The sequence below is a fragment of the Superficieibacter sp. HKU1 genome (assembly GCF_029319185.1).
Classification (GTDB): Bacteria; Pseudomonadota; Gammaproteobacteria; order Enterobacterales; family Enterobacteriaceae; genus Superficieibacter.
This window is the reverse complement of the sequence record NZ_CP119754.1, coordinates 1,890,650-1,915,345: the sequence shown is the minus strand read 5'-3', so window position 1 is coordinate 1,915,345 and position 24,696 is coordinate 1,890,650. Positions and strand designations below refer to the sequence as shown.

Sequence of the window (24,696 nt, the reverse complement as noted above, 5' to 3'; positions counted from 1 at the left end):
AGGCTCCTGATACAGGAGCCTCAAACTGTTGAAAAACGGTATACCGTGGAATGATGCCCGGCGGCGCTTCGCTTGCACGGGCCTGGAAAAACGGGACTGCCAACAATTCTCTGGTCGGGAATGGCGAAGCCGTCCCCGGCCAAACGGTACAGATATTCGAGGTCCATAATGAAGCGAATGACGTTACTGATGGCCAGCCTGCTGGTCAGCATTCCAGCTTTTGCCGACAACTGCGACAACGCCTCGACGCAGCTGGAAATGAACCAGTGCAGCGCCGAACAGTACCAGGCGGCAGATAAAAAGCTGAACGAGACGTGGAATAGCGCGCTGAGCCGCGCTCAGGCGCCGCAAAAAGAACTGCTGAAAAAAGCGCAGCAAAAATGGATTGCCTTGCGCGACGCCGACTGTGAACTGATTGCCTCCGGGACCGAAGGCGGCAGCGTGCAGCCGCTGATCCATAATCAGTGTCTGACGGAAAAAACGGAAGAGCGTAACGCCTGGCTGGGCTCGATGTTGCAGTGTGAAGAAGGCGATTTAAGCTGCCCGCTACCGCCTGCAAACTGATTTACCCTTTTCTGAAGCGCAGAAAGTAAAATGCCGCCGGGCGCAAACCCGGCGGCTGGGGGAGTGACTAAGGTTACTTACCTGAACTGCATACTTCAGTACTTCCACTTCAGTTATGTATTTCAACTACTTACTTCAGTACTTCAACTACTTACTTCAGTCACTTACTACCACTTCTGTAACAGTCAGCTAGCTACTACTACGTCCGCCGCCATGACTGCTCTTACCCCCTTTTTTGCCAGCTTCAGAGGCGCGCTGGGGATCGTTTTTGAAATTCCCGCCGCTCTGCTGACCACCTTTACGGCCTGCTTCTGATGCTCTGTTTCGGTCTTCTGCAAAGTTACCGGAACCACCACGATGGGTTGTCATTACTGACCTCCATTATTGATTAGACATCATACTGCATTTAGTAAAAGAGTTTTCTTTCACTCCACGGCAAACTACATGAATCTTTAACTGCGCCGCGTGATATTAAGCATAGTGGAACGAGGTTTGTTGGCCAGCGGATAGTAATATCCTGCAACAGGATCGCAGATAAAAACGACCGTTTTTCCCGCCCATAAACATAAGCATCTATTATGTTTTGAAAAAATAACGCCCCGAAAAATGTTTCATTTTGCTACGCCTGGCGTCTCTTTGCGTGAAAGCGGTTTTTCTGTACGAAAATCAATCCATAAGGCGGTAAATTTGCACTTTTAGCATCTCGACATAGAGTTAAGGGAGTGCGTTTAAACATAACGGCCAGATTGAGGAGCGAAAACAATGGCTAAAATTTTAGTGCTCTATTATTCCATGTATGGACATATCGAAACGATGGCGAACGCTATCGTGGAAGGGGCAAAGAACGTTTCTGGAACCGACGTCGTGCTCAAACGGGTTCCGGAGACCATGCCTGCTGAGCTGTTTGAAAAATCCGGCGGTAAGCAGCAGAGCGCGCCTGTCGCCACGCCACAGGAGCTGGCGGATTATGACGCCATCATCTTTGGTACCCCTACCCGCTTCGGCAATATGGCCGGACAGATGCGTACCTTTCTTGATCAGACCGGCGGCTTATGGGCCAACGGCAGCCTGCGCGGCAAAATCGCCAGCGTGTTTAGCTCTACCGGCACCGGCGGCGGTCAGGAACAAACCATTACCTCGACATGGACGACACTTGCTCATCACGGAATGATCATTGTGCCGATTGGCTACGGGGCAGCAGAACTTTTTGACATCTCGCAGGTACGCGGCGGCACGCCTTACGGCGCGACCACTATCGCAGGAGGCGACGGTTCCCGCCAGCCCAGTGAGGAAGAGCTGGCCATCGCTCGCTATCAGGGCGAGTACGTTGCAGGACTGGTAGTAAAACTCAACGGCTAATCTTTTACAGGAGAATAACTATGCCTACTCAAGAAGCTAAAGCTCATCGCGTTGGAGAATGGGCCAGTTTACGCAATACGTCACCAGAGATCGCTGAAGCCATCTTTGAGCTGGCCGATTACGACGAAACGCTGGTCGAGAAAATCTGGGAGGAAGGCAACGACGAAGTGCTGATTCGGGCCTTTGAGAAAACCGATAAAGATTCGCTGTTCTGGGGTGAACAGACGATTGAACGGAAGAACGTGTGACACCCTCTCCTCCGTGCAGACGGAGGAGATCTTTTTTTCCGGCGATACATCTTGCTTTGGGTAGCATCATTAACCCGTTAAAACCGTTATTGTGATTTATTGCTTTTTTGTATTTCCTTTATGGTTTTCCTGGCCTTGTATCCCTGGGACAAGGGTGCAAAGAAATCAATGACGATAAGACAGAAAACGAAAACCCCAAGATTTAAATAAACCTCTTTAGAGTAACTTCACGTGAATAACACAATTGACAACACATAAAGATGCATAAATACCGAGCATGGAAAACGTCTGGCCAGTTCAGTTACCGTTTTCATGTAAAGATGTTGAATACCTTATTGAGAGTTTTTTAATATCTCCATCTTTTTTTAGAAAAACCGTTTTTTGCATTATAAGAATTAATTCGTTATCGCTCATCTCATATTCTCTATGAATTCAGATCTCAGATCATTTTTTTGCATGGCATAATGCTCATTAAGCAGTAAATAAAAAATCAGTTTTAGAAACGGTATCGGGAATGAAGTTAGTATAGATTTGTTCCGCCAGAGCGAGCACACTGAATTGCCCCCCTGTATGTTAATCAGAGTGCCCACGCCAGGCCAAATACTAAACCGCTAACTTGATATTTTTTTAGGAACTTCAAGTCCTAAAATATCAGGTGCAGAGATAAAAAAGTCTGGCATTGCGGGCAATGCATGACGGGTTGTTAATAGTTATTGAGCAGTCTGTAGACAAGATAATTAAATTCTCTCGCAGAACTTTCACAGCATGAACATTTTTCCTGTACATTTTCTGGCTCGGGTGTATGTGGTTTAACAATACTGGTTAGGGATTTATAAACTACTTCAATTGGGTGATGTTTCATGTTAAGAATGTAGTGATTAATAAATAGCAGTTCAAAATAGTGCTCCACTTATGGATTCTGAGCTTTTTTAGTCATTCTCTCAATCTGGCCGGAAAGAACCCAGTTACTGGATTTCTACACTGCCCCACTTTCGTCTGCTCGCTACAAGATGTCAGATAAAGTGGAGTATTAATTTGAAATTTAATTAATATATTAATGGGTTACATTGACATTTTATATCTGTATACTCTAAATACTTCAAGTTGCAGGAAAGACAACGCACCTGCAACCTGGAGTATGACGTGTATATTTATAATAATAAGTACCCTGACTCAAATGTCAGTAAAGCATGAGGGGGCAATCTGTCTACACATTTGTTTTCCATTAATATATTAATCCATGTTAATAATTGATTGTCTTCCTGTGGTGAGGATATTGCAAATGCAATGAAATAAATAAAATCATTTTGAAATGATAAAACATCTGTAATTATTGGCTGGAAGTTATCTTCTGGATGGAGGATTATTGCAAAAGGAACTTTGGATTGACGGTAAAGGCAATGATATCCTCCAGATACTACCGACATCCAATTATCCATGCCTATTCTGCCTGGTAGTAAGACATAATACCATTCGGAAAAAGGCAAAGTAACATGCGGATATTTTTGTTTCAACTGTTTATTCAGCAATGAAAAAATAGACTGAATTTCCTCTGTTCTTTTCTGAGGTGAGGATGATTCTGAGAAAATAGGAATATACATGGCAAATAACTCAAGCTTATATCTGATGGATAATATAATAAATATAGCACACTTAGTTAGTTACTGTATATGCTATTTTAAAACTATAACTTAATAATGATTTCAGTTTATTTTTATTAAAATAAATAGAAAGAATAATAAAATGAATGGAATTCAAAATTTTGAGCCATGTGCCAATAATTTAATCAGCCCTTTTAAAACTACTTTTGCATCACCGGAGTGTTGTAGTACCCTTTCCACTCCTACAATACGTCCATTAACAACTAATTTCCCTCCATGAGTTACAAAACGTAGAATCCATTGTCCAGAATTGTTCTCTATATTAAGGATGGTCATCCCATCACCAGCACGAGCACTTTTATAGAGACCACTCAATCTCCCCAGATAATATCCACCAGGCTGTCCACCAACTCCCGCTCCTATAGCAGCTCTTCCAGGGATCATAAGAATCTTAATTGACGCAACAGATCCTACAGCCAGTGAACTAGCGGCAAATATCATTTTTCCGGCACTATAACCTGTTGCAGGATCGACATTAAAAAAACCGACTATTTTTGCGCCAGACCAACCTGATGCTTCACCTAATAAATTTATTCCATTTCCTTGGTTTGTTCCTGCTAACTGAGTAAATCCATCCACTAGATTATTAACGGCCAGCACAACACAAGTAATACCAGCGGCTGTTGTGCCAGGTTCAGGTATAAGGATGCCGATAACACCAACAGCTCCTTCCACTACTGCCAGTATAACTTTCCCGCTTCCCCATAGTATCCGGGGAAGAATACTCATCCTTGTTTCTAAAAAATTCCGTTTCAATGGCTTCTTTCAATAACTCAGCATAGTCTGATACATCATAATTAGTCATTAGCCCAGTCTGATCAATATAAATGGTCTTGCTTTCGTGATCAACTTCCCAACCATCCATATCGATATATGGATTATTCATTTCAATATGATAACCGCGCCCCCCTTGCTCTGGTAAAGCCACAATCTGTAATAACACAAGTAATAATTCAACAGGATATTCATCAGCAAATCTATCTATTATGGAATCAATTGAATTTGTATTAAAACCCATAACAACCTCCAGGTTAAATAATAGACAAAGTAGTAAATTTTTCGATTGGTGTAAAATTAATCAGCTTTACATGTATATTGCCGCTTCTTGTTTTGTTGCTCCACCGGATATGAGAGCGTCAATTATTTTTTTACTATGCTACTTTAAAGTATTGCATTTAACATTGTCATAAAGGGCTTTAAACAGGGCAAAGCATGAATTAAATTTATGTTGAATCCTTCATTTTCTCACACTGAAATCCAAGTTCTGCGCAGGCTGCGAGCACTTCCTCTATGTAACATGTGCTTAACGCAGCCTTCTTTCTTTTCCTCTTCATCCCAGCCTTCAATCCTTTGTAATCTCTTAATAAATTCAGAGCCATCTTCTTTATCCAGGATTCTATTTCTGCTGCGTTGCCACTTCTTATTCGACTGGCGTCTTCATTCATTTTTACATCAAGAACCCAATGAAGGCTGTTTTCGTCCGCCAGTGCGATCTGATGGCATGTGCAACTCTTTAGCACCCATATCCTTTGAAAAAATATAATATCGAATGCTTACACCTTCCGCTGATTTTTCCTCTTTCTTTTGCCTGAATGATAATGCCACACATAATTTCTTAAGACCTTTCCATTCAAGCTCAAATCATAAAATGCAGGTATTATATCGCTGACAATTTATAAACGTGTTTCTTTTCTTCCATGGCTTATTTATTTTGTGCTGAATGAATCACCTTCATAATTCGAAAAAAGGACTAACAAAAAATAACCTTCAAATGTCTGATGTAAATTACCCTGATTACCTTTAACTGCCAGAAGATAATCTGCCTTTTTATCTTTGATCTTCGACGCGATGTTTTTCTGACATCCCATAGCGTCAATGGTTATCAAACATTTCTTTAAATCCAGAAAGTTAAGCAGCTCTATAAAAGCTGTAATCTCATTACTTTTGGAATCCGTTTTCACCTGCCCCAGTACAACGCCATTTTTGGTCGAGAATGCACTCACCATATGAATTGCTCCTTTTCTTTTTCCTTTATCGTAGGAGCCTCTTATAGTCTTTCCATCTATTGCTATAATACCACCATCAGTAATTTCATGGCATACCTGCATCTACTCAATAAACATCTTCTCAAAGGCTGGATTGTCAATATCATTTACGACTCATGCAATGCTATCATCAATAAAATTAAAAATTCTCATTAAAATTGCTCACGGATACTCGTAAATATTGTCCTTGGTTATTTGTGACCTGATATACTTTCAGAAACAGCTAACTATAAACACCGAGATTGCTTTTCTAAAGAACAATAAACACCATGAATATTATCCCACACTTTATTAATACTTGCACGCGTATACCAGAAACTTCCTACGCTACCGCCCCGCCCTGATAGAATCATTTATCTGCACGGCGTAAATTTAACGATAAATAGCACAATTAAAAAAGCACAATTACAGCTAACCCTTGATATAAGCTGATTCCTTAAATTTAAATATCATATCGGCAACATATAAATAACAATAAATAGTATCGAAGGCTCTGATCGATTCCTGTTTTTACGTCAGCCAGGCGCGTAATTCCTTTATGCAAAAAACAGCTCCTTCCGGAAGGTTGTGCACAAAAAAAGCGGGGAGAGGCATCGAAAGCCTCTCCCCGCCAGGCGGTATTTATAGCAGTTTCATTGTGAACGCGGTTAACCTGTCCTCATTGACTTTACCGCAGGCAACTTATTTCACCGCCTCGTTCATCACTTCACTAAATTTCTCCATCGGGCAGAAGCCTTCGGCATCAACCGGGCAGCCGTTCAGTGCCAGGGTAACGCGCTGCGGCGGCGCTTCCAGGCTTAACTTATCGGTATTCCTGATCTGTTTCGTGCTCTGATACACATACTCAATCTTCATCAAATCACGGTTCCCCTTCTCGTCATGCCAGCGCTGGAACACCAGTTTCCCGCCAATCGGCGTGCGTTCGTTCTGATCGTGAAGTTCGTAAGGTTTGAAATCCAGGGCGGTTAACAGCGAACCGATGTTGGAATCGTGACCGACCAGCAGTGTGATCTTCGGCGTTTTATTCGCGTCTTTGACCAGCGCGTTATCGATATATTTCACCAGCGGCGCGGCGACGTTACGGGCCACTTCCGGCGAGGTAAACAGACTGTCCTGGTAGCCGTTTTTCAGACGCGAAAGCACGCGCCACTGCTCGTCGGTTTTAATTCCCCCCCACGCCACCTGGTCCATCGGGAAACCTTCGTAGTATTGCAGCGTAAACGCGTCCACCAGCGAGTTGCCGACTTTCAGCGGCCCGGAGACGCCCGGCTCCTCCTGATATTTCGCGCTGAAGCTGTCTTTCGGTTCCATCAGAGAGCAGGTCTGCTTCTCTTTACAGGAGGGAGAGTCTTTATAATCGACGATCTTCTCCAGCAACTGATAGCTTTCCGCCAGCTTCATCTGCTGGCGCTCTTTATCCATCGCGGTGGTGGCGGTTTTGCTGAAGGCTTCCGAATTATCGGTGATCACCGGGTTGAACGTCGGGTCCATGGTCCCCATTTTTTCCTGGTGATGGACCGGGACATCACAGCCGGGGAACGCGCCGGTAATGAAGAATTGTGCCGTTGCCACCGTGCGTTGCAGGCTGTTCGCATAGGCATACACCGCATCGGACGTCGGGCATTCGCCGGAGGTCACCATCCCCTGCTGCGCCAGCCATTCGCGCATATAGTGGCCCATATACACTTCAAGCACGCCGCCCTTGGTCGTTAACTGACCGCCCGGCACATCCCATTCCGGCCATTTTTGCGGCGTCGACTGTTCCAGTACGCTGCCGTTATTGGCGAGCGGAGCACGCAGGTTGTGACGGCTCATGATCAGCACCTGCTGGAGCTTGTACCCGTCCGGCGCGGTTTGTGCCTGCGCGCCGCAGGTCATGACCAGCGAGCCCATAATGGTCGCTGCAAGTAGTGTTTTTTTCATTCCTTGCCCCTCAGAGGTTAATCGTTCGTTAATTGTGACAGATTTATGACACACGCCATCTTTCCGTGGCACCCGGCTTGTCGATTCTGTGACGTTGCGCGTATTCAGGGCAAAAAAAAGGCCGCCATAGCGACCTGTTTCGATTATTTCTTTTCAGGGGTGGGTTTTTTATCACCGGATTCCGGGGCTTCGCGCGGATCGTCTTTTTCGATAGTCAGCATAATTTCTCCTTTGAATGAAACTGGAAAAGCTAAGTATAGACTATTCATAGACGGGCCTAGTTACATTTACCGGTGGGCGCTTTGACTGGTCCGCACGCCTCATAACCGAAAACAACGTAGCCCTTACCTTCCATACAGCGCTCAATTTTCTTACGTCGGGCGACAACTGTCTGCAACGTGTCTCCTGGTTTAGCGTTAGCTGCGCTCCAGGAACCATCATCAAGGTTAGTGTTCTTATCAACACCACAGCTATAAAGATCCGTTTTACGCTGTGCCCTATCGGTATGCCCTATAGTGGTCGATTTCTGGAACGTCTGCACATAATCAACAAACTTATAATTGCTGGAGTCCATATTTGTCACCAGGCAACCGGTCAGGAGAAACATACCAGCCAGCAGAAAAACGCTTTTTAACGACATCATCTTAATTACCCGTGGAAGTAAATATGAATTGTAGCAACTCAGGCGATACCAGTTCGCTCATTGCAAATGGCGTAGCAATGGGCAATGCACCAATTGTCCATGTTTCAGCGGCAATGTTAGTTAACGTGCCACGATCGCGTGAAGTATTACCCAGTTCGTCATAGAATCCAGGCAACTGACCACCAACGAGATCGTGCGTTCCCGCATAACTCTCGACCAGATCGTCAAAGAAGCTTCCCGGCCCATAATCAATACCAAACATAGTACCGCTACCTGCCTGGAAACCACCTGTCGGTCCGAAGAGATCTGCCCCGTCGTCACTTTCCACAAGCGACTTAAACGTCGGGTGATCTTTATCGCCAACATACTGAACGCGACCATCAGGATCGTAAATTAACGCATTATTTTCGTCCCTCAGGCAGCGTAAGTTGTTATCGCCGCAAATCGCATCCAGGCCCACACGCACGCCGCCAGCTTTAATACCATCATAAAGTCCATCGCTGGGACCTGTTACGTTGTTGATGACATTGCCGTTTTCATCAAGCACGCCCGGGAACAGCATGGAGTTCTTGATCGTTTCTTCACGCATTTTGGTCGCGGCGATAGCCAGCGTTCCCTGCGTGACAGCGGTATCCGGCGAGCCTGCAACTACGCCAACCAGCGTTTGCAGGAAGCGGCGCTGATACTGAAGTTTGTAGATTTCCGCTAACGCCTCATCCTGTTTCACTTTGTCGCCATCGTGAAGCGCAGCTTGCAATGCTGCACGCGCTGCTGCCTGCTTATTATCAACATACGAACTTATCTGTTCATTTGCATTCTTCTTAAAGTCTTTCGTCACCTTGACCTGAAGGTTCAGCTCTTTAAAGACCTTATCTTTATCGAAATTATTTTCGATATACCCCGCGTTTGCCGCCGCATTTTCGGTGGTGATATCGGTTTTGATATCTGCCAGCGTCTCGTTCACCGTTTTACCCGTCAGGCGCTGCTGTGCGTCGGCATCGGTAATAGTGATATTGGACGTATTGATGCCGCTGCGGGTAACCGAGCTTTGGCTGTCACTGTCGTGGCCGATCCCAAAGGAGAGATCTTTTTGCGACGAAGCTCTGCCCGTCGCCAGTTGCGTATTGCCGTTTTTATCGGTCACCGTTCTGCTGCTCTGCGGCGCGGCATTGTCACCCAGCCCCAGATCGGTGTTCATGCTCATTGAGCCGCCCAGCCCGATGCCCGTTCCTTCATACTCAGAATGGTTATCAATGTCGCTCCAGGTCAGCGTGCCGGTGCTGAAGCGGTTTTTACCCGCCTGCTCGGCGCTCTCGTTAGACGTGATCAGACCGCCTTTCAGGTTGGTCAGATCGTTAATATCAATCTGATAGCCGTCGTCCCCGGCGAAAATTCCCGACTGTTCCGCGACCGACGCGTAGTCGGCATCGACTTTCGATTTACTGAAGTTACCCGAGGCCGCGAAGCCGTAGCCCACCGTGACCTGGCCGCCCATATCGGTTTGCTTGCCCTGGTACTTCATAGTGTCCTGGAGACTTTCGATAGTCAGGTTATCAGCGACGATATCCACACCTTTGCCAAGAACCTGTCCGCCGCGCAGGGTGGTATCACCGCCGCTGACGATTTGCGTCTGGCTGTCCATATCGCCGACGTGGCTGTTGCGCCAGGAGACTTCATCGCCGTTACCGTAGCCTTTCCCTTTATTGGCCCCGGCGGTAATGCCGAAGGACGCGCCGCCCTGGCCGTAGCTCACCGCCACACCCGCATTCCAGCCGCTGGATTTGTTATCCGAACGCTCGTGACGCTCCTGCTGTGCGGCACGAATATTGACGTCGTTATCCGCCTGCAACAGCGTGCCCTGTTTGCCGCTGACGTCCGAACCAATGATATTGATATCCGAACGTTCACCGCCATGCGCCACTACGACGGCGTTTTTCCCGGCATTAACCTTGCTGGCCAGCGCGCTGGTGCTGGTGCTGTCCTGAGTGCTGCTCTGTTTGCTTTGCCCGTAGGTCAGGGAAACGCTGACGTTCTGCGCCGCGCCCTGCGCGCCGTTTTGCATCACGCCCTGGGCGCTGTCCATCATCGCATTGGCCGCCCGCGCGCTGTCCCATCCGGCATTCGCCGCCGCCAGCATATTAATGCGGTCGTCGTTGCTTTCACCCACGCGTTTAACCGAGGCGGCCGCCGCTTCCAGGGCCTGAATTACCGGCACGTTGACGGCAAGGGTAAAGCCTTTCTGCTCAACAGAATGTTTATACTGCGAAGCGTAGGTATCCTGTGCCGCTTCGATGGTGACGTTTTTCCCTTCAATCACCACGTTGCCGTTCGGCGAGGAGACCGTACTGCCGGTCTGGCGGTAGTTGTTGCCCGCCACCAGCACCGTGTCGCCCTGCAGACTGCCGACCAGCGAGCTTTCGCCGCTCTGCGCCTGACTGGCCTGATCGGTAGTTTCTTTACGTGAGCCGATAGTAAAGCCGATGCCGCCAGAGCCCATCAGACCGGATTTCTTCTCCTGTTTGAGGTGAGTCTCATCGTTACGACCCGCCATACTGCTGATGGTTAAATCATTGCCGGCTTTCATCGCCACGTCGCCGGTGCCCGCGATGCTGCTGCCGACCACGCCAATATTATTCCCGGCGATCACTTTTACGCGGTCGGCACTGAGTTCACTGCCCTGCACGGTCTGGCGATCGACCGTATCGCGGGTGGTGGTCGTTTTCTTCGACAGCCAGCCACTGCTGCCGGTGACTTTGTGGCGCTCATCCAGATCGGTGCTGTTCAGCACACCGCGAATGTTCACATCGTTTCCGGCATTGAGGTTCAGCGCGTTGTCAGAAGTTATCGACGAGCCATCAACGTTAATATTTTGTCCCGCGGCAAGCGCGGTCTCATTCCGGGTTTTGATCTGCGTACCGACGCGATCGACCCGGCCCTGATTAAGGGTATTGTCTTTATCCCAGACCAGACTATCGCGGGCGGAGGTCGTTACCGTGCCGAGGTTAATATCCCGCGCGGCACCGATTTGCGTCTGTCCGTTCTCACCGCTGTTGATCACCTGCGCCCCGGTCAGATTGACGTCCCGGCCCGCTTTGAGTGACAGTTTGCCATCATCCCCCTGCACGTAGATGCCGGATACGCTGTCAATGGTAGTGCGCGAGAAGCGGTTCTGGCCCACGGCGCTTTCGGCGCTGCGGGTGGTAGTGGTGGCATTGATATCCCGCCCGGCATTGACCAGCAGGCTGTCGGTGCCCTGCAACACACCGCCGATATTGTTCACATCGGTACGGGCGTTCAGACTGGCGCTGGCACCCTGGATCGTGCCCGCCTGGTTAGTGATATTGTCGGCATCCAGTTGCAGCACCCGGCGTCCGGCGATAGTACCGCGGTTAAACAGGTCGCCGTCGAGTTTCATCACCACGTTGTTGCCGGCAATTAATGCCCCGGATCCGCTGATATCGCCCGGTTTCACTTTGGCGTATACCTGCGGCATCAGCACCGACTGCATCGAGCCGTCCGGCATTTTTACCTGGGTGTTGACCAGCCAGACAATGTCGCCCGTCAGCAAGGACATCTGCTGCGGCGTCAGCGCCACGCCAAGTTTGAGCGCGTACTGCTTACCGAAAGCCACCCCGGCGTCCATCAGCGCTTTAAATTGCTCTTCATCGCTGGTATAGCCTTCGAGATAGCGCTGCCCGGTAAGCTCGACCACCTGCTCTCGGATCAGCCGCTGCTCGTAGTAGCCGTCGCCCAGACGTTTGAGTTTATTGTCCTGATCCTGGCCGAGCGCGTCCTGCATATAGTCGCTGCCGAGCCACTCTTTTTCATTGGTGAAGCGCGGATCGGTCTCTACGAGGTACGACTCGTTTGCTGACGGGTTAATTTTAAACAGGCTGTTATCCGGCAGCTGCGTGTTCGGACCGACGATGCGGATGGTCTCCTCACCCGGCGTCACCGCAAACTGCTGGCCCGGCGGCGGCGTTACCGGCTCGCCGTCAGAGACGGTCTGCTGCCACGGCGCAGGGGTACTGGCGTCCACTTTGCCGGTTACCGCGCCGGATTTAGCAATGGCCACGTCGGTGCCCTGGGTGGTCAGCGGCGCAATCGTCACGTTGCTGCCTTGTACTTCACCCTGGCTGATAATCTGGCCCGGCTTGAGCGAAATCGACTGGATCACCGTTGGCGGCTGGTAAGCGGTGCGATCGCGCCCCTGCTCATCTGAACCTTTGTGACGGATACGGTAATAGTGGGTGACGGTACCAACGTCCGTGGTGTGCCGCTCTCCGTCCACCGCCTCGTTACGGGTCACTTTAATGCCATCGGTGAACAGCGTGCCCCCGGCGATGACCTGGCTCTTATCGTTAAACAGTTCATCGGCCACAATAGTCATATCGCCACCGGCAATGATCTTCGCCGGATCGGTTTCCTTGATGCGCGTCTCTTCAACGGTACGGTTGTAGTCATACTGGTTGAAGTTGTCGTTGTTCGCACCCGTGTCATCCGGGGTATTCAGGTTGCGCAGACGGTCGGCGGAATTGCCGTCGACGAATACGCCTTCGGTAGTGGCGTCCCAGCGGGTCGGTGAACCGCTGTGCTGGTATTCCCGGATCTGCTCCTGAGACACCGTCACCAGCTCGGTGGAAAAATGGTCATTGATATTGTTGATCTGCCCGGCGGCGATCCACATGTTATTGGCCGACTCAATAGTCGAGCTGTGGTTATTGATAACCCCGGCGCGACCCGCCACGTTGCCTTTGTCATCAAGCTGGCCGCCGATCGCCATATCGCCGCCGCTGTAGACCAGCGCGTGATCATAATTATTCAGCGTGCCGGTGCCGATATCCACCCGCTCGCGCCCGGCCAGCGTCGCGGCTTTGCCGCCTGCGGCGAGGTTGTTGAAGGTGACGGTGTTAATGCCAATGGCGTCGCCGTAGATCCGCCCGGTGCCAACGTTGTTCAGGGTATTCGCGTCAATGCGCGTGTAGCCGCCGTCGATAAGTCCGTAGTTAGTGAGCGTCCCGCTGACAGTCAGGTGATTTTCCCCGGCGTTGATTTCGCCGCTTTCCGCGTTGCTCAGGCTGCCGCCGTGCAGGTCCAGTTTTTTCCCGGCCAGCAGTTTGCCGCTGTTGCTGATGCTGCCCGGCGTGGTCAGTTGCAGGCTGTCATTGGCAATAATCGATCCGCTGTTGTCCAGCGCGCTGTTGCTGCGCAGGATCATGTCGCCGAGCGAGAGCAGATCGCCGTCGCCGCTGACGCGCTGCGCGGTGATATCCAGCAACTCGCCGGCTTTTGCCACGCCGCCGGTGTTCACCAGATCCAGCCCGGCACCGTTAAGCGTGAGCGTGCCGGAGGAGGCCAGCGCGCCGCCGGTGTTGTCCAGCAGACCGCCGTTAGTGATGGCCAGTTTATCATTCGCCAGAATAGTGCCGCGCTGGTTATTGAGCGTGCCGGTGGTGAAGGTCGCCGAGTTCGCCTCCACGCCCTGATTGCTGCCCTGGGTGTTCTGGTTGGCAAAGCTTGCGGCGATGACCGTCAGGTCCGCACCGCTGCGGATAAGTCCCGAGACGTTATCAATCGCCCCTTTCGCCGTGTCGAGCAGCAGATCGCCCACCGACTGAATTTGTCCGCCGCCGTTTTGCAGGCTGCCGCTGGTCAGGGTGGTGTCCTGCTCACCGATGATGCGCCCGCCGCTGCGGTTATCGAGGCTGGCGGTGCTGAGATCGAACGCGCCTTTTGCCGCCAGGGTGCCGTTCTGATTGTTCAGTGCCCCACTGCTGAGGGTCAGCGCGCCGAGGCTGTTCAGCGTGCCGTCATTGTTGGTAAAGGCGTGCCCGGCGGTGTCCAGCGTTACGCTGCCGCCCTGCATCAGGCCGGAGGTGTTGGTAAGCGTGCCATCCAGCGCCAGATTCAGCGCGTCCGTGGCGACCAGTTCGCCGGAGGTGTTATCCAGGGTGCCGCTGTTCAGCGTGATGTTTTTCGCCGAGAGCAGGACGCCGTCGTTGTTCGCCACGCTGTCGGCGGTCAGGGTCATGTCGCCGAGGCTGGTGATACCGCCCTTATCGCCGCTGTCACGGTTGCTGAGGGTGCCGGCAGTCAGGCTGAGCGCGTCGCCGCTCTGGATCAGCCCGCCGTCGTCATTGTTAATCGTCTCGCCGCCCAGCGTCAGCGCCTGCTGCGCGGCAATCTGGCCTGCGCGGTTGTTCAGGGTCTGCACCTGGATATCTGCGCCGTTGCCACTGACCAGCACGCCGCTCTGGTTAGCCAGGGTGGCGGCATCCAGATCCAGCGCCTTACCTGCGCCGATCACCCCGCCGGTATTATCCAGGCTGGCGGCGGTATCAAGAACCATATCGCCGCCGGATTTCAGCGAGCCGTCCATGTTGAGAAGCGTATCCGTGCGGGCCGTCAGCGCCTGCTCCGAACCCAGCTGGCCCTGGCGGTTATCCAGGGTCTCGGCGCTGAGATCCAGCGCGCCGCCGCTGACCAGCACGCCCTGCTGGTTATCAATGTTGCCCGCCGCAAGGTTCAGCGTGCCGCCGCTGCTGATGCCGCCGGTGGTGCCGCTGTCGCGGTTGGTCAGCGCCGCGCCGTGGGTGTCCAGCCAGCTGTTGCCTGCCGCCTGGATCAGGCCCGCGGTGTTATCCAGCGCGCCGCTGTCGAGGCGCAGATCGCCCTGCGAGAACAGCGTGCCGGAGGTATTCGTCAGGGTGCCGCCATTCAACTGGAGGGTAGTGCCGCTGGCAACCACCTCTCCTGACGTATTATCGAGGCTGGCGGCATTCAGCCTCAGCGCGCCTGCGCTTTCCAGACGTCCCTTACGGTTACTGGCCGCGCCGCGGCTGGTGAGGTCAGACTTGCCCGCCGACGCGGAAATCAGCCCGTCGTCGTTGTTCAGGGCGCCCGCGTTCACACGTACGTCGCCGCTGGCTGCCAGCGAACCGCTGTTGTTATCCAGCCCGTCACGAATTTCTGTGTTCAGGCTGCCGTTCTGCGCGGCTACCACCTGCCCGCTCCGGTTATTGAGCGACTGCGCGCGCAGGGCCACATTGCCGTTGGCGGCAATCTGCCCCTCGCGGTTATTCAGCTCCCCCGGCAGATCCAGCGACAGATCGCCGCTGCCGGTCTGCACGAGGCTACCCTTCTGGTTCGACAGGGCACTGGCCTGCACGGACAGGGCATCAGCGTTAATCGTGCCGCCGTCGTTGTTCAGTAATTTGCCGCTGCGGGCGGTCAGCTGGCGGGAGCTGACCAGTGCATCAGAGGTGTTCAGATCGCCGTCTCCGGCGTCAAGCGTGATGTTATCCGCCTGCGTCTGGCTGCCGCTGAGATCGACGCCCTGCCCGCGTGCGCTGAGAGTGCCACCGGCCAGCGTCTGCCCGTGCGCGCCCAGTTGCCCACTGGTGCTGAGATCCAGATCGCCCTGCGCAGCCAGTTTGCCGTCATCCTGCACCCCGGCCGCCAGTACGCCCTGTTTTGTTCCGGTCAGGCTGGCCGCCTGGACGCGGGTATTATTGCGCGCCACCACCGAGCCTCGGTTGTTCAGCTCGCCGCCGCTCTGCACGCTGGCGTTGTTACCCGCGTAAATCGCGCCGCGGTTGTCGATACCGCCTGTCGCGGCAATTTGCGTGTCGCCGCTGGCGCTGATGTTGCCGCTGTTCTCGATCTGCCCGTCGGCGGTCAGCGTGACGCTGCCCGCCTGCGCGCCGATATTCCCGGCGTTGCGCACCCCGACGCCGCTTTCGGTGCCGACCATGCGGATTTTACCCGCGTACATGCCGCCGAGGCTGGCAACATCCAGCGCCATCTGCGGGCGGGTCGCCGGGTCGTCGCTGGTTTTAGTGATCTGCTGATGTTCCGCATCCACCTGGTTACGCCCGGTGGTCACATTCAGCTCGTTCGCCCACACTCCGGCGTTGACCTTAACCGAGCGGGCAATAATGTCGGTGTAATCGGCGCGGGAGCTATCCAGCCCCTTGCCGTCAATGCGGATTTCGCCGCGCTCAACGCTATAGCCGGTCAGCTGGCCGTTGTTCATCTGCGGCTGGCCGGTGGTCAGCGTGCCGCGGTTGGCGTTAATAAAGCCGCAGCCGTCACAGGTAATGCCTGCCGGGTTGGCAATCACCACCTGGGCTTTTTTCCCGGCCACTTCCACGTAACCATTGAGGCGGCTCGGGTCTCGGGAGTTTACTTCGTTAAGAATGACCCTGGCTTCGCCTTTGCCCAGCCACGGGTTGCCCGCCACCATGCCGCCCAGCTGCGTCTGGACGTTTTTATGCGAGTTATTAAGGATCACGCCCTGCTGATTAACGTCAAACTGGCCGTATTTATTATGCGAGACGCCTGCGGCGGACGGCGTCTGAATATTAACCTGCGGCGTACCGTTGGCGCTGTTGATGATGGTGGGCTGCTGATTTGCCGGTGCGCTGCCGTCGGCCACCACGTTAGCGTGGACCGGCTGTATCACGCCCATCGCCAGCCACAGACTGAAGCTTAACGCCCCCACTTTACCGATAAGGCGGCTGTGCGTATGTCCGACGCCGGAAGATCGCGCTGACGACGCCCGGCCTGAGCGGGCGATCTCCGCCACCACCATTAACATACCGCGCGCTTTGTTGAAGACGATACGATACAGGTTCTTGTTCATGGGTATTTCCTTGTTAAGCTTCCGGCAGATCTACCGCCAGCGGGTGCTCGCGTCGCCATTGTCGTGCGGCTTCACGGCTGACCCGCGTGCCATGAAAATTCATTACTCGTTTCCCGCGCTCGTGGCCCCGGTGCCACAGCGATCGTGCGCAGCCATCGAGGAAGACCTCTTTTTGCAGCAGACGATACATGTCACGGGTATGACCAAACGGCGCGATCCAGTCGCAGAACCACATCCGGTCGCCGCTGTCCCAGTCTTCTTCCCGCATATGAATCGATGCGCGGGTGAGAAAGCGGGCTTCTGATTCAGGATTAAGCCAAGCCCAGCTCAGAAAGAAGATCGGCCGCGCGTGCCGGGTGACCAGCACGTACTGGCCGCGTTTGATGATCGGCAGCAGCAGCGTCGGCAGCGCATGCAGCGGCGCATCGCGGTGCATCGGCGAGTGCATCCACAGCCATACCGTTGCGCCGAGCACTTCGGCTTCGCTCTCCTGCCCGCCCAGCATCAGCGGGGCTTTAATGTCGTACTCACCAACGCGCATCTGCCGCTCCTTACCAGTCCCAGTTGAGGTTAAACCCGAGGGTTAAATCGCTGGTGTCGAAGCCGTCCGGCTTCGAGAACGGGGTGCCGGCAAACATGTCGTAGCCGGTGTTCAGCGCGTAGCCGCGCAGGCCCGCGACGCCGCCCGCCATATGCCTGCCGACCAGATATTCCGATCCGGCACCGCCCACTTCGCCGTAGTCCGCCCCGAGGTAAAATTCCTGCGACGGCAGCGGCGTGCTCCAGGCGATGTCGTTGCGCACATACCAGCCGTGGCTGGCGTTCAGCGTGCGCTCGCCGTCAAAGCCGCGCACCGTCCAGCGGTTGCCGATGGCAAACTGATCCTGCGGCGTCAGCGGGGTGCTGCTCATCTGGCGCTGGTACTGCACGTTGTAGCGGAAGTTTTGCGTACCAATCTCGAAGGGCACGTTTAGCTGCGCGTTGAATTGCAGGATTTTGCTCAGCGCGGTGGCTTCGTCGAAGTACTCTTCCGGCGCAGGCGTCGCGCCGAACCAGCGGGTGCCACGTTGATAGCTGATACCGGCGTCAAGCGTGGTCTGGCCGATATAGTGCCGGTGCTGTAAGCCAATGCGCCAGGCGGAGGTCTGACGGCGCTGCACGTCTACCTCGGTGTCGTCAATGTAGCTGCGGGTTTTACGCACCAGCACGTCATAGCTCATGGTAGTTTTTTGCGTGCCGCTGCGATGCAGCACGCGGCTTAGCTGGACGTCGAGGTTTTTACTTTTGCCGCTGTAGCGATAGTCTTCACTGGCCCCGGCGACCGTCTGATGATAGTCATAATCGTTGCCGGTGACCGAGAACATCCAGTAACCGAACGGCACCGAATAGTGACCGGTGTAGTTTTTGCTGCCCTTGCCGCCCTCGCCCTGTAAATCATGGGACGCGGAAAAATAGAGCAGATCGCTGAGTGAGAACGGGTTATCCAGCGAGAGCGTTAACCCGCCCTGATAACGCCCGGTGCTTTTGGTCCCGGCATCGTCCAGCGACGCGCCGATACGCCACATTTTTTCCTGCTTCCAGCTCACCGCAATATCGCTTTCGCCAGGCTGCTCGCCGGGGACGATTTCCATATCCGCCTTCACGGTGGGCAGACGCTGCAGGTTTTCCAGCCCCTGTTCAATATCGCGCAGATCGAGCAGTGCGCCTTCGCGCGGCGGGAAGGCGCTGTAGAGCTGAATGTAACGATCGCTGTCCGCCGTCAGTTTCACGTGGCGGACATAGCCCGGGACCAGCACCAGGGTTAACACACCGCTGTTCAGATCCTGCGACGGGGCCAGCACGCGGGTGGTGATATAGCCGTGATCCACCAGCCGGTTTTGCAAGGTGCTCATCAGCAAATTGATGCCCTGCGCGCCGAGGCACTGTCCTTCTGCTTCTTTACCGAGATGCTGGATCGGTAGCCAGCGCGGCAGTTTTTCTTCGCCGCTCAATACTACGTGTTTAATGGGAAAACAGGGCGTTTCAGCAGGGTAGTTGATGCGGCCGAAGCCGGAGGACGGTGGAGACAGGCGCACATCGGGTTTTGGCGGCGTGAGCTGCTGCTCCAGCGCTTTCTGGCGCTGCTGCTGAATAATGATTTGTTCATCGGCCCCGGCGATGCCGTCGGCGGCGCTCACGACTGGCGTCAGAAGCAGGCCGGTCGTGGTGAAAAAGGCGTAACGTAATGCGGTTCGATAGCAGCCCATCAGACGTTCCCTGTGATGTAAGGAAATAGTGATTAATGTTAATTTCTGTAAAATTTACGCGCATTATCCACGTACCGCCTTGTGCAACAATCACCATTATTTATGGGTAGCCCGCCGGGCGACGCCTGGCGACATGCGCGATAGATATCGGGCCATTAAGGAAATTTTATTTGCAAAACATAAAGTTAAATGCAAATTATTCTACTAAGCGGTCCTCTGATCAGCGTTTATTTATTCACCACTTCACAGCCAACACCTCTAAAATAAGATTAATCTCAGGGTGACAAACCTCTGGCTATGACCATCCATACTGATATCACCTGCCATCAAACAGATAATCCGGAGGCGATGATGACGGTTTACCAGTTCCTCAGCGGCGCAGACTGGCGCAATATCTGGGTCGTGGGTGATTTACACGGCTGCTATTCGTTGCTGAACAGCAAACTGGCGGCAATAGGTTTTGATAAAGAAGCGGATTTGCTTATTTCCGTCGGCGATCTCACCGATCGGGGAAAAGAGAATGTCGACTGTCTTTCGCTTATCGGCGAACCCTGGTTTCGCGCCATTCGCGGCAATCATGAAGAAATGATGCTGGATGCGCTGGTAAACCATCGCGATGCGGGTTTGTGGAGAATGAATGGTGGAGAGTGGTTTTTTACGCTTGATGATGCCGAGAAAATCCGCGTACGCACCTTGCTGCCGCAGGTCGCCGCCCTGCCGTTAATTATCGAGGTCGAAACGCCGCTGGGCCGCTATGTGATTTGCCATGCCGATTACCCCGCTGAGCATTACCAGCGGGATAAGCGGATTGATGAAGAGCGCGTGGTCTGGAGCCGGGAGCGGATCGCGGCCTCACAGCGCGGTCAGCGGAAAACAATCAGCGGTGCGGATACCTTTATCTTCGGCCACACGCCTGTCGCGGTCCCGCAGCGTTTCGCCAACCAGTATTATATTGATACCGGGGCGGTATTCAGCGGCGTGTTAACGTTGATGCCGATTCAGGAGAGCGGGAGGCAAAAGTAAGTTTTGCGCCCCGCGTTGTCGCTAAACTTCCATAAAGGGCAGACGGCGGCGCGACCACGAAGCTGGTTGTGTTATCGCCCTTGCCATCGCCGCACCAATTTCGGCGCAGGCGGTGATCCCCTGAACGAACGGTCTGTCGTGCATCAGGTAAGGCAGCGCGCCAAAGGCAATATGGCCGCGAGCCAGCGCGGGTTCCTGTAACGTGTAATCATCACCGACATCCGGGATCTCTTCCCCCGTGGCAAGCAGCTGTTGGCGCAGCGTCGGGAACGGAAGATCTTTCGTCTTCAGCGCCTGTTGTCCGCGCGCATCAATAAACACGTCAAAGGACCAGCTCTGTTGCTGGTTAAAAATCCGCGTCTGATTTTCTTCCACTTTCATCTCGTAGTCCTGCCCAAGCGCGAGAATATTAATGATCCCGGCCTCGCGTAGCGCCAGCAGGCGACGAATTGACTGTGAAGGGATCGCGGCATAATTATCGATAAAAATGCGCGCCAGCCCCGATGTAAAACGCTGCACATCCTGCTCACTGAGGTACGGGACAATCTCCTCCACCTTTTCATGCAGCCGCAGGATGGTATAGCGCCACGCCACCGTGCGCTTGTCACGCTTGTTGCGTTCAACTTCATCAAGATTGGCTTGCGCCCAGTGAAAAGGATCGTGTTTTTTGCGGTCGGCGAACCATGCCTCGTTAATCGTATCGGCATTCAGCGTCTGGAGGGCAATACGCGCGCTCCACTGCGGGTCCGCCTGCTCAAGCTCCTGCACTATCAGGCGGAATACGCGGTCAAGCAGCCCGTCGGCACCGGCGTCTATTTCGCGCTGGATCGCGTTTTCCGTCACCACCTTCAGCGGGTCGTAAGGGATCGGGCAGTAGAAATCCGCCTCCGGCAGCACGCCAGAACGCGACATCAGCGTAATATTGAGCGCCTGGCTCTGCGGGTCGAGATTAAACTGAAGCTGGCCGTCGTCGGACTCCACAAATTCGCCGTGCTGGACCACCACCGCCATCGCAGCATCGATGCCGCTCAGCGATGTGCCCATGACGCCGACGTTGCAGGCACGGATATTCGCCTCCATCAACCCTGACCAGGGGCTGGGGAAAAAGGTGCGGGTCGAGGTGCTCTCATCAGGCCAGACATGGCCGGTTGCAATCACCGCCAGGTCAAAGCGCTCAGCGACAGGGTCATTTTCTACCCACAGCTTGACGCCCGTTTCAGTGGCTTCCAGATCGGTAACCTGGCAAGACTCGTGTACGTTTACCTCAAAACCCTGCGCTCTGGCCGCGGCGACCAGTTGCACGAACTGGTCGCGAAAATATTCCCCCAGCAGAATACGTGGCAAAAACTGGCGGACGTGGAGGGAAGCGCGATCGACACGATAGCGCGCCAGATGCGCATCATCCTGTTGGCGCAGCCAGTCAATATAGGTCGAAAAAACGGGCGGTATTTCAATGCTGGCGATATTCGCCAGCATCATTTTTGAATTGTCTTCATTGCTGTACGGCATTCCCACACCGGCTTCATCCGCCTGTTCGTAAACCGTGATGGAAAGCGGCACGTTCTTTTTTAGAAGCGAGAAAAAAGTATAAATACCGGTGGGGCCTGCGCCGACTATCGCGATCTTTTTCATGAGTGTTTGTCCGAAGTTTACGATCATCTGTTTGCAGGAAGTCGGCGCGCTGGCAGGCGCGTACCGTTTGCAGAAGGGCTGAAAAACACTCCCTGTCAAATACAGTGTGGTCGAAAACGCTTATAGAGCAAACTCTCTGCGCCGGATTAATAGGGCTGGTTAACGTTCCGCCAGCGTCTCAACCGTCCCGGTGAACGCGTTTATTGCCAGCGCGACATCGTCGACGTTAACGGATTCAGCCGGATGGTGGCTGATCCCGCCCCGACAGCGCACAAACAGCATGCCTGTCGGCCAGCGTTCAGCGATAGCGATGGCGTCGTGTCCCGCGCCGCTCGGCAGGTGCAACGCCCGCCCCTGCACCCTGGTGACCGCGTCGGCAAGCAGCGCCTGCAGGCGCGCATCGCACGGCGTGGCGGCGATGCGGTAAAACGCCTGCGCGCTAAAGTGCATGTGCCGGCGGGCAGCTATTTCCTGCGCCTGCGCCAGCAGATCCTCTAACAGCGCATCCAGCGGCGCATCTTCAGGTCCGCGGATGTCCAGCGTCAGCGTGACCTCGCCGGGGATCACGTTCACCGCGCCGGGCGCACAGTTCAGGGTTCCTACCGTAGCAACCAAATTGCCGCCTCGCTGGCAGGTGGTGCTTTCCACCGCCATCACCCACTCGGCAGCGGCGGTCAGCGCGTCTTTGCGGTGGTGCATAGGCACCGTTCCCGCGTGCCCCGCCTCTCCGGTAAAGCGGCAGTTCAGACGGCGCGCGCCGTTAATTGCCCTGACCACGCCCAGCGCCAGTCCTTCCTGTTCAAGACAGGGGCCTTGTTCAATGTGAAGCTCAAGGTAGGCGGCAAACTCTTCCGTCCGGCGGGCGGCAAGGTGGATTCGCGCCGGGTCAAGCCCCGCATCCACCATCGCCTGTGCCACGCTGATACCGTTCGCATCCGTTTGCGCCAGCCAGCCGTCGGGCCAGGTGCCGGTCAGGCCGCGGCTGCCTAATAGCGTGATGCCGAAGCGCGTGCCTTCTTCATCACAAAAACCGACAACTTCAATGGCTTTCGCCAGCCGTTTACCCTGCTGATGCAGGCTGTGCACCACTTCAATGGCGGTCAGTACGCCCAGCATGCCGTCGTAGCGCCCGGCGTTACGCACGGTATCCAGATGCGAACCTAATAAAATTGCCTGCGCGCCTTCCTGCTCGCCCTCGTAGCGTCCACAGATATTGCCAACGCTGTCCTGCCAGACGGTCATTCCCGCCTGGCGCATCCACTCGCCCACCCGCTGATTAGCCTGCAGATGCTGGGAGGAAAGATAGACCCGGGTCAGCGCGTCCGGCGCTTCGCTAATTGCCGCCAGCTCGTCGGCGCGCGCCATGACCCGCGCCGCTGGCTGAATAGCCATCTTCAGGGAAGCTGACACACTCATTGTGACGCCTCGCTGCGATAATGATCCCATGCCGCCTGCATTGCTGCGCCCTGCAGGGTGGGAAACTTCAGGTAGTTTAATACCGACTCCAGCGCGCTGAGGGTGGTCATCACGCAATCTTTGCGCGCGTTATAGCCCATCGTGCCGATGCGCCACACTTTGCCGTGCAGCGGGCCAAACGAGGTGCCGATTTCAATGCCGAAATCCTCCAGCATCAGCTTACGCACCTGGTCGCCGTTGACGCCGGAGGGGATAACCACGCCCAGCACATTGTTCATCTTGTGCTTCAGATCGCCGAACGTTTCCAGCCCCATCGCCTGAATACCTTTCAGGAGAGCATCGCCGTGCAGCTTGTGACGCGCAATGCCGTTATCCAGCCCTTCCTGAAGGATAAGGCGTGCGCATTCACGTGCGCCGAAAAGCGCCGAGGTGGCTTCCGTATGGTGATTGAGACGCTCCGGTCCCCAGTAATCCATCACCATGCCGAGATCGAAATAGTTGGAGTAGACCATTTCATCAACGCCATCACGATGTGCATCGGTGCGGATACCCTCTTCCACGCATTTGCGGCGGCGAATGGCTTCCTCCATCCGTGCGCTCAGGGTGATGGGCGAGGTGCCGGACGGGCCGCCGAGACATTTCTGCATTCCTGCCGAGACGGCGTCCAGCTGCCAGGCGTCGGTTTCAAGCACGTTGCCGCCCAGCGAAGCGGTCGCATCGGTGTAGAACAACACGTCATGACGACGGCAAATCTCGCCCAGATCCGCCAGCGGTTGCAGCATAGTGGTCGACGTATCGCCCTGCACCGTCAGCAGCAGGCGCGGACGCACCCGTTTGATGGCGTCCTCTATCTGATCCGGGGTGAATACCTCGCCCCACGGCGCATCGATGGTATGCACCTCCGCCCGGCAGCGGCGGGCGATTTCGCACAGCAGATGTCCAAAGCGGCCAAACACCGGCACCAGCACTTTATCGCCCGGACGAATGGCGGAAATAAGGATCGCCTCAATACCGGCGCGCGAGGTGCCGTCAATCAGCATCGTCCAGCGATTTTCAGTGCGAAATACGCCGCGGTACAGCGCCATGACCTCATTCATATAGTGGGTCATCGCCGGATCGTACTGACCAATAAGCTGGCTCGACATCGCGCGCAGCACGCGCGGATCGGCATTAATCGGTCCGGGTCCCATCAGCAGGCGCTGCGGTGGATTAATTTGCGGAAATTGAGCGATATCCATATGACGTTCCTTTAGTTTAATAAGGCCGCGCCCGGGTGAGCCGCCTCATGATGT

General features: G+C 54.1%; 16 protein-coding genes and 1 pseudogene. 4 read left to right on the top strand and 13 right to left on the bottom strand.

The annotated features are described in order from the left end of the window. Positions 1–168 precede the first annotated feature (168 nt). Complete coding sequence (locus P0H77_RS09085; RefSeq protein WP_276164561.1) at positions 169–564, top strand: lysozyme inhibitor LprI family protein; 396 nt, start codon at positions 169–171, stop codon at positions 562–564. Positions 565–753: 189 nt separating this feature from the next. Here P0H77_RS09085 and P0H77_RS09080 read toward each other — a convergent pair whose 3' ends face one another. After that, complete coding sequence (locus P0H77_RS09080) at positions 754–933, bottom strand: general stress protein (protein WP_276164560.1); 180 nt, start codon at positions 931–933, stop codon at positions 754–756. A gap of 393 nt (positions 934–1,326) precedes the next feature. Here P0H77_RS09080 and wrbA point away from each other — a divergent pair, with 393 nt between their 5' ends. Both wrbA and P0H77_RS09070 read left to right on the top strand, forming a co-directional pair. Further along, positions 1,327–1,923: an NAD(P)H:quinone oxidoreductase gene (gene wrbA, locus P0H77_RS09075; protein ID WP_276164559.1), complete on the top strand. Its 597-nt coding sequence runs from the start codon at positions 1,327–1,329 to the stop codon at positions 1,921–1,923. Positions 1,924–1,943: 20 nt separating this feature from the next. Continuing rightward, on the top strand, positions 1,944–2,171 hold the full coding sequence (locus P0H77_RS09070; protein WP_176920730.1) for a YccJ family protein: 228 nt from the start codon (positions 1,944–1,946) through the stop codon (positions 2,169–2,171). Between the two features lie 1,151 nt (positions 2,172–3,322). Here the strand turns inward: P0H77_RS09070 and P0H77_RS09065 are convergent. The 9 genes and pseudogenes from P0H77_RS09065 to P0H77_RS09025 form a co-directional block, all read right to left on the bottom strand. Beyond that, complete coding sequence (locus P0H77_RS09065) at positions 3,323–3,772, bottom strand: hypothetical protein (RefSeq protein WP_276164558.1); 450 nt, start codon at positions 3,770–3,772, stop codon at positions 3,323–3,325. Positions 3,773–3,925: 153 nt separating this feature from the next. Next, positions 3,926–4,507, bottom strand: coding sequence for a hypothetical protein (locus P0H77_RS09060; RefSeq protein WP_276164557.1), 582 nt, complete (start codon positions 4,505–4,507; stop codon positions 3,926–3,928). Continuing rightward, positions 4,467–4,850 carry a hypothetical protein gene (locus P0H77_RS09055; RefSeq protein ID WP_276164556.1) on the bottom strand — a complete coding sequence of 128 codons (384 nt, stop codon included), beginning with the start codon at positions 4,848–4,850 and terminating at the stop codon, positions 4,467–4,469. The genes P0H77_RS09060 and P0H77_RS09055 overlap by 41 nt, the downstream gene beginning before the upstream one ends. Positions 4,851–5,055: 205 nt before the next feature. Next, positions 5,056–6,012 (bottom strand): annotated as a pseudogene (locus tag P0H77_RS09050) (ISAs1 family transposase); the annotation flags it as partial. A gap of 546 nt (positions 6,013–6,558) precedes the next feature. After that, complete coding sequence (gene agp, locus P0H77_RS09045) at positions 6,559–7,800, bottom strand: bifunctional glucose-1-phosphatase/inositol phosphatase (RefSeq protein WP_276164555.1); 1,242 nt, start codon at positions 7,798–7,800, stop codon at positions 6,559–6,561. Between the two features lie 277 nt (positions 7,801–8,077). Beyond that, the gene (locus tag P0H77_RS09040) at positions 8,078–8,443 is read right to left on the bottom strand and encodes a hypothetical protein (protein WP_276164554.1); all 366 of its coding nucleotides are present in this window, start codon (positions 8,441–8,443) and stop codon (positions 8,078–8,080) included. Position 8,444: 1 nt separating this feature from the next. Beyond that, positions 8,445–17,087, bottom strand: coding sequence for a hemagglutinin repeat-containing protein (locus P0H77_RS09035; protein WP_276164553.1), 8,643 nt, complete (start codon positions 17,085–17,087; stop codon positions 8,445–8,447). A gap of 13 nt (positions 17,088–17,100) precedes the next feature. Then, positions 17,101–17,628, bottom strand: a complete 528-nt coding sequence (locus P0H77_RS09030; RefSeq protein WP_276164552.1) for a toxin-activating lysine-acyltransferase — start codon at positions 17,626–17,628, stop codon at positions 17,101–17,103. A 10-nt stretch (positions 17,629–17,638) separates the two neighbouring features. Then, entirely contained in the window at positions 17,639–19,333 is a 1,695-nt protein-coding gene (locus P0H77_RS09025; protein ID WP_276164551.1) for a ShlB/FhaC/HecB family hemolysin secretion/activation protein, read from the bottom strand. A 351-nt stretch (positions 19,334–19,684) separates the two neighbouring features. Here P0H77_RS09025 and P0H77_RS09020 point away from each other — a divergent pair, with 351 nt between their 5' ends. Further along, complete coding sequence (locus tag P0H77_RS09020; protein ID WP_276165084.1) at positions 19,685–20,356, top strand: metallophosphoesterase; 672 nt, start codon at positions 19,685–19,687, stop codon at positions 20,354–20,356. Between the two features lie 21 nt (positions 20,357–20,377). On the opposite strand, the gene P0H77_RS09015 is transcribed toward P0H77_RS09020, so the two are convergent. From P0H77_RS09015 to P0H77_RS09005, 3 genes are all read right to left on the bottom strand, one after another. Then, a complete protein-coding gene (locus P0H77_RS09015; RefSeq protein WP_276164550.1) occupies positions 20,378–21,988 on the bottom strand; it encodes an FAD-NAD(P)-binding protein in 1,611 nt (536 codons plus the stop codon). Positions 21,989–22,147: 159 nt separating this feature from the next. Then, positions 22,148–23,404 (bottom strand): allantoate amidohydrolase, encoded by a 1,257-nt coding sequence (gene hpxK, locus P0H77_RS09010; protein ID WP_276164549.1) that lies wholly within the window; start codon positions 23,402–23,404, stop codon positions 22,148–22,150. Further along, the gene (locus tag P0H77_RS09005) at positions 23,401–24,642 is read right to left on the bottom strand and encodes an alanine--glyoxylate aminotransferase family protein (RefSeq protein WP_276164548.1); all 1,242 of its coding nucleotides are present in this window, start codon (positions 24,640–24,642) and stop codon (positions 23,401–23,403) included. The genes hpxK and P0H77_RS09005 overlap by 4 nt, the downstream gene beginning before the upstream one ends. Positions 24,643–24,696: the final 54 nt, after the last annotated feature.

What these genes read in the sequence shown, in the direction of transcription:
- P0H77_RS09035 (WP_276164553.1), bottom strand. Translation starts at nt 17,087, where the DNA reads ATGAACAAGAACCTGTATCGTATCGTCTTCAACAAAGCGCGCGGTATG.
- P0H77_RS09005 (WP_276164548.1), bottom strand. Translation starts at nt 24,642, where the DNA reads ATGGATATCGCTCAATTTCCGCAAATTAATCCACCGCAGCGCCTGCTG.
- P0H77_RS09015 (WP_276164550.1), bottom strand. Translation starts at nt 21,988, where the DNA reads ATGAAAAAGATCGCGATAGTCGGCGCAGGCCCCACCGGTATTTATACT.
- P0H77_RS09025 (WP_276164551.1), bottom strand. Translation starts at nt 19,333, where the DNA reads ATGGGCTGCTATCGAACCGCATTACGTTACGCCTTTTTCACCACGACC.
- agp (WP_276164555.1), bottom strand. Translation starts at nt 7,800, where the DNA reads ATGAAAAAAACACTACTTGCAGCGACCATTATGGGCTCGCTGGTCATG.
- P0H77_RS09055 (WP_276164556.1), bottom strand. Translation starts at nt 4,850, where the DNA reads ATGGGTTTTAATACAAATTCAATTGATTCCATAATAGATAGATTTGCT.
- P0H77_RS09020 (WP_276165084.1), top strand. Translation starts at nt 19,685, where the DNA reads ATGACGGTTTACCAGTTCCTCAGCGGCGCAGACTGGCGCAATATCTGG.
- P0H77_RS09065 (WP_276164558.1), bottom strand. Translation starts at nt 3,772, where the DNA reads ATGTATATTCCTATTTTCTCAGAATCATCCTCACCTCAGAAAAGAACA.
- wrbA (WP_276164559.1), top strand. Translation starts at nt 1,327, where the DNA reads ATGGCTAAAATTTTAGTGCTCTATTATTCCATGTATGGACATATCGAA.
- P0H77_RS09080 (WP_276164560.1), bottom strand. Translation starts at nt 933, where the DNA reads ATGACAACCCATCGTGGTGGTTCCGGTAACTTTGCAGAAGACCGAAAC.
- P0H77_RS09030 (WP_276164552.1), bottom strand. Translation starts at nt 17,628, where the DNA reads ATGCGCGTTGGTGAGTACGACATTAAAGCCCCGCTGATGCTGGGCGGG.
- P0H77_RS09085 (WP_276164561.1), top strand. Translation starts at nt 169, where the DNA reads ATGAAGCGAATGACGTTACTGATGGCCAGCCTGCTGGTCAGCATTCCA.
- P0H77_RS09040 (WP_276164554.1), bottom strand. Translation starts at nt 8,443, where the DNA reads ATGATGTCGTTAAAAAGCGTTTTTCTGCTGGCTGGTATGTTTCTCCTG.
- P0H77_RS09070 (WP_176920730.1), top strand. Translation starts at nt 1,944, where the DNA reads ATGCCTACTCAAGAAGCTAAAGCTCATCGCGTTGGAGAATGGGCCAGT.
- hpxK (WP_276164549.1), bottom strand. Translation starts at nt 23,404, where the DNA reads ATGAGTGTGTCAGCTTCCCTGAAGATGGCTATTCAGCCAGCGGCGCGG.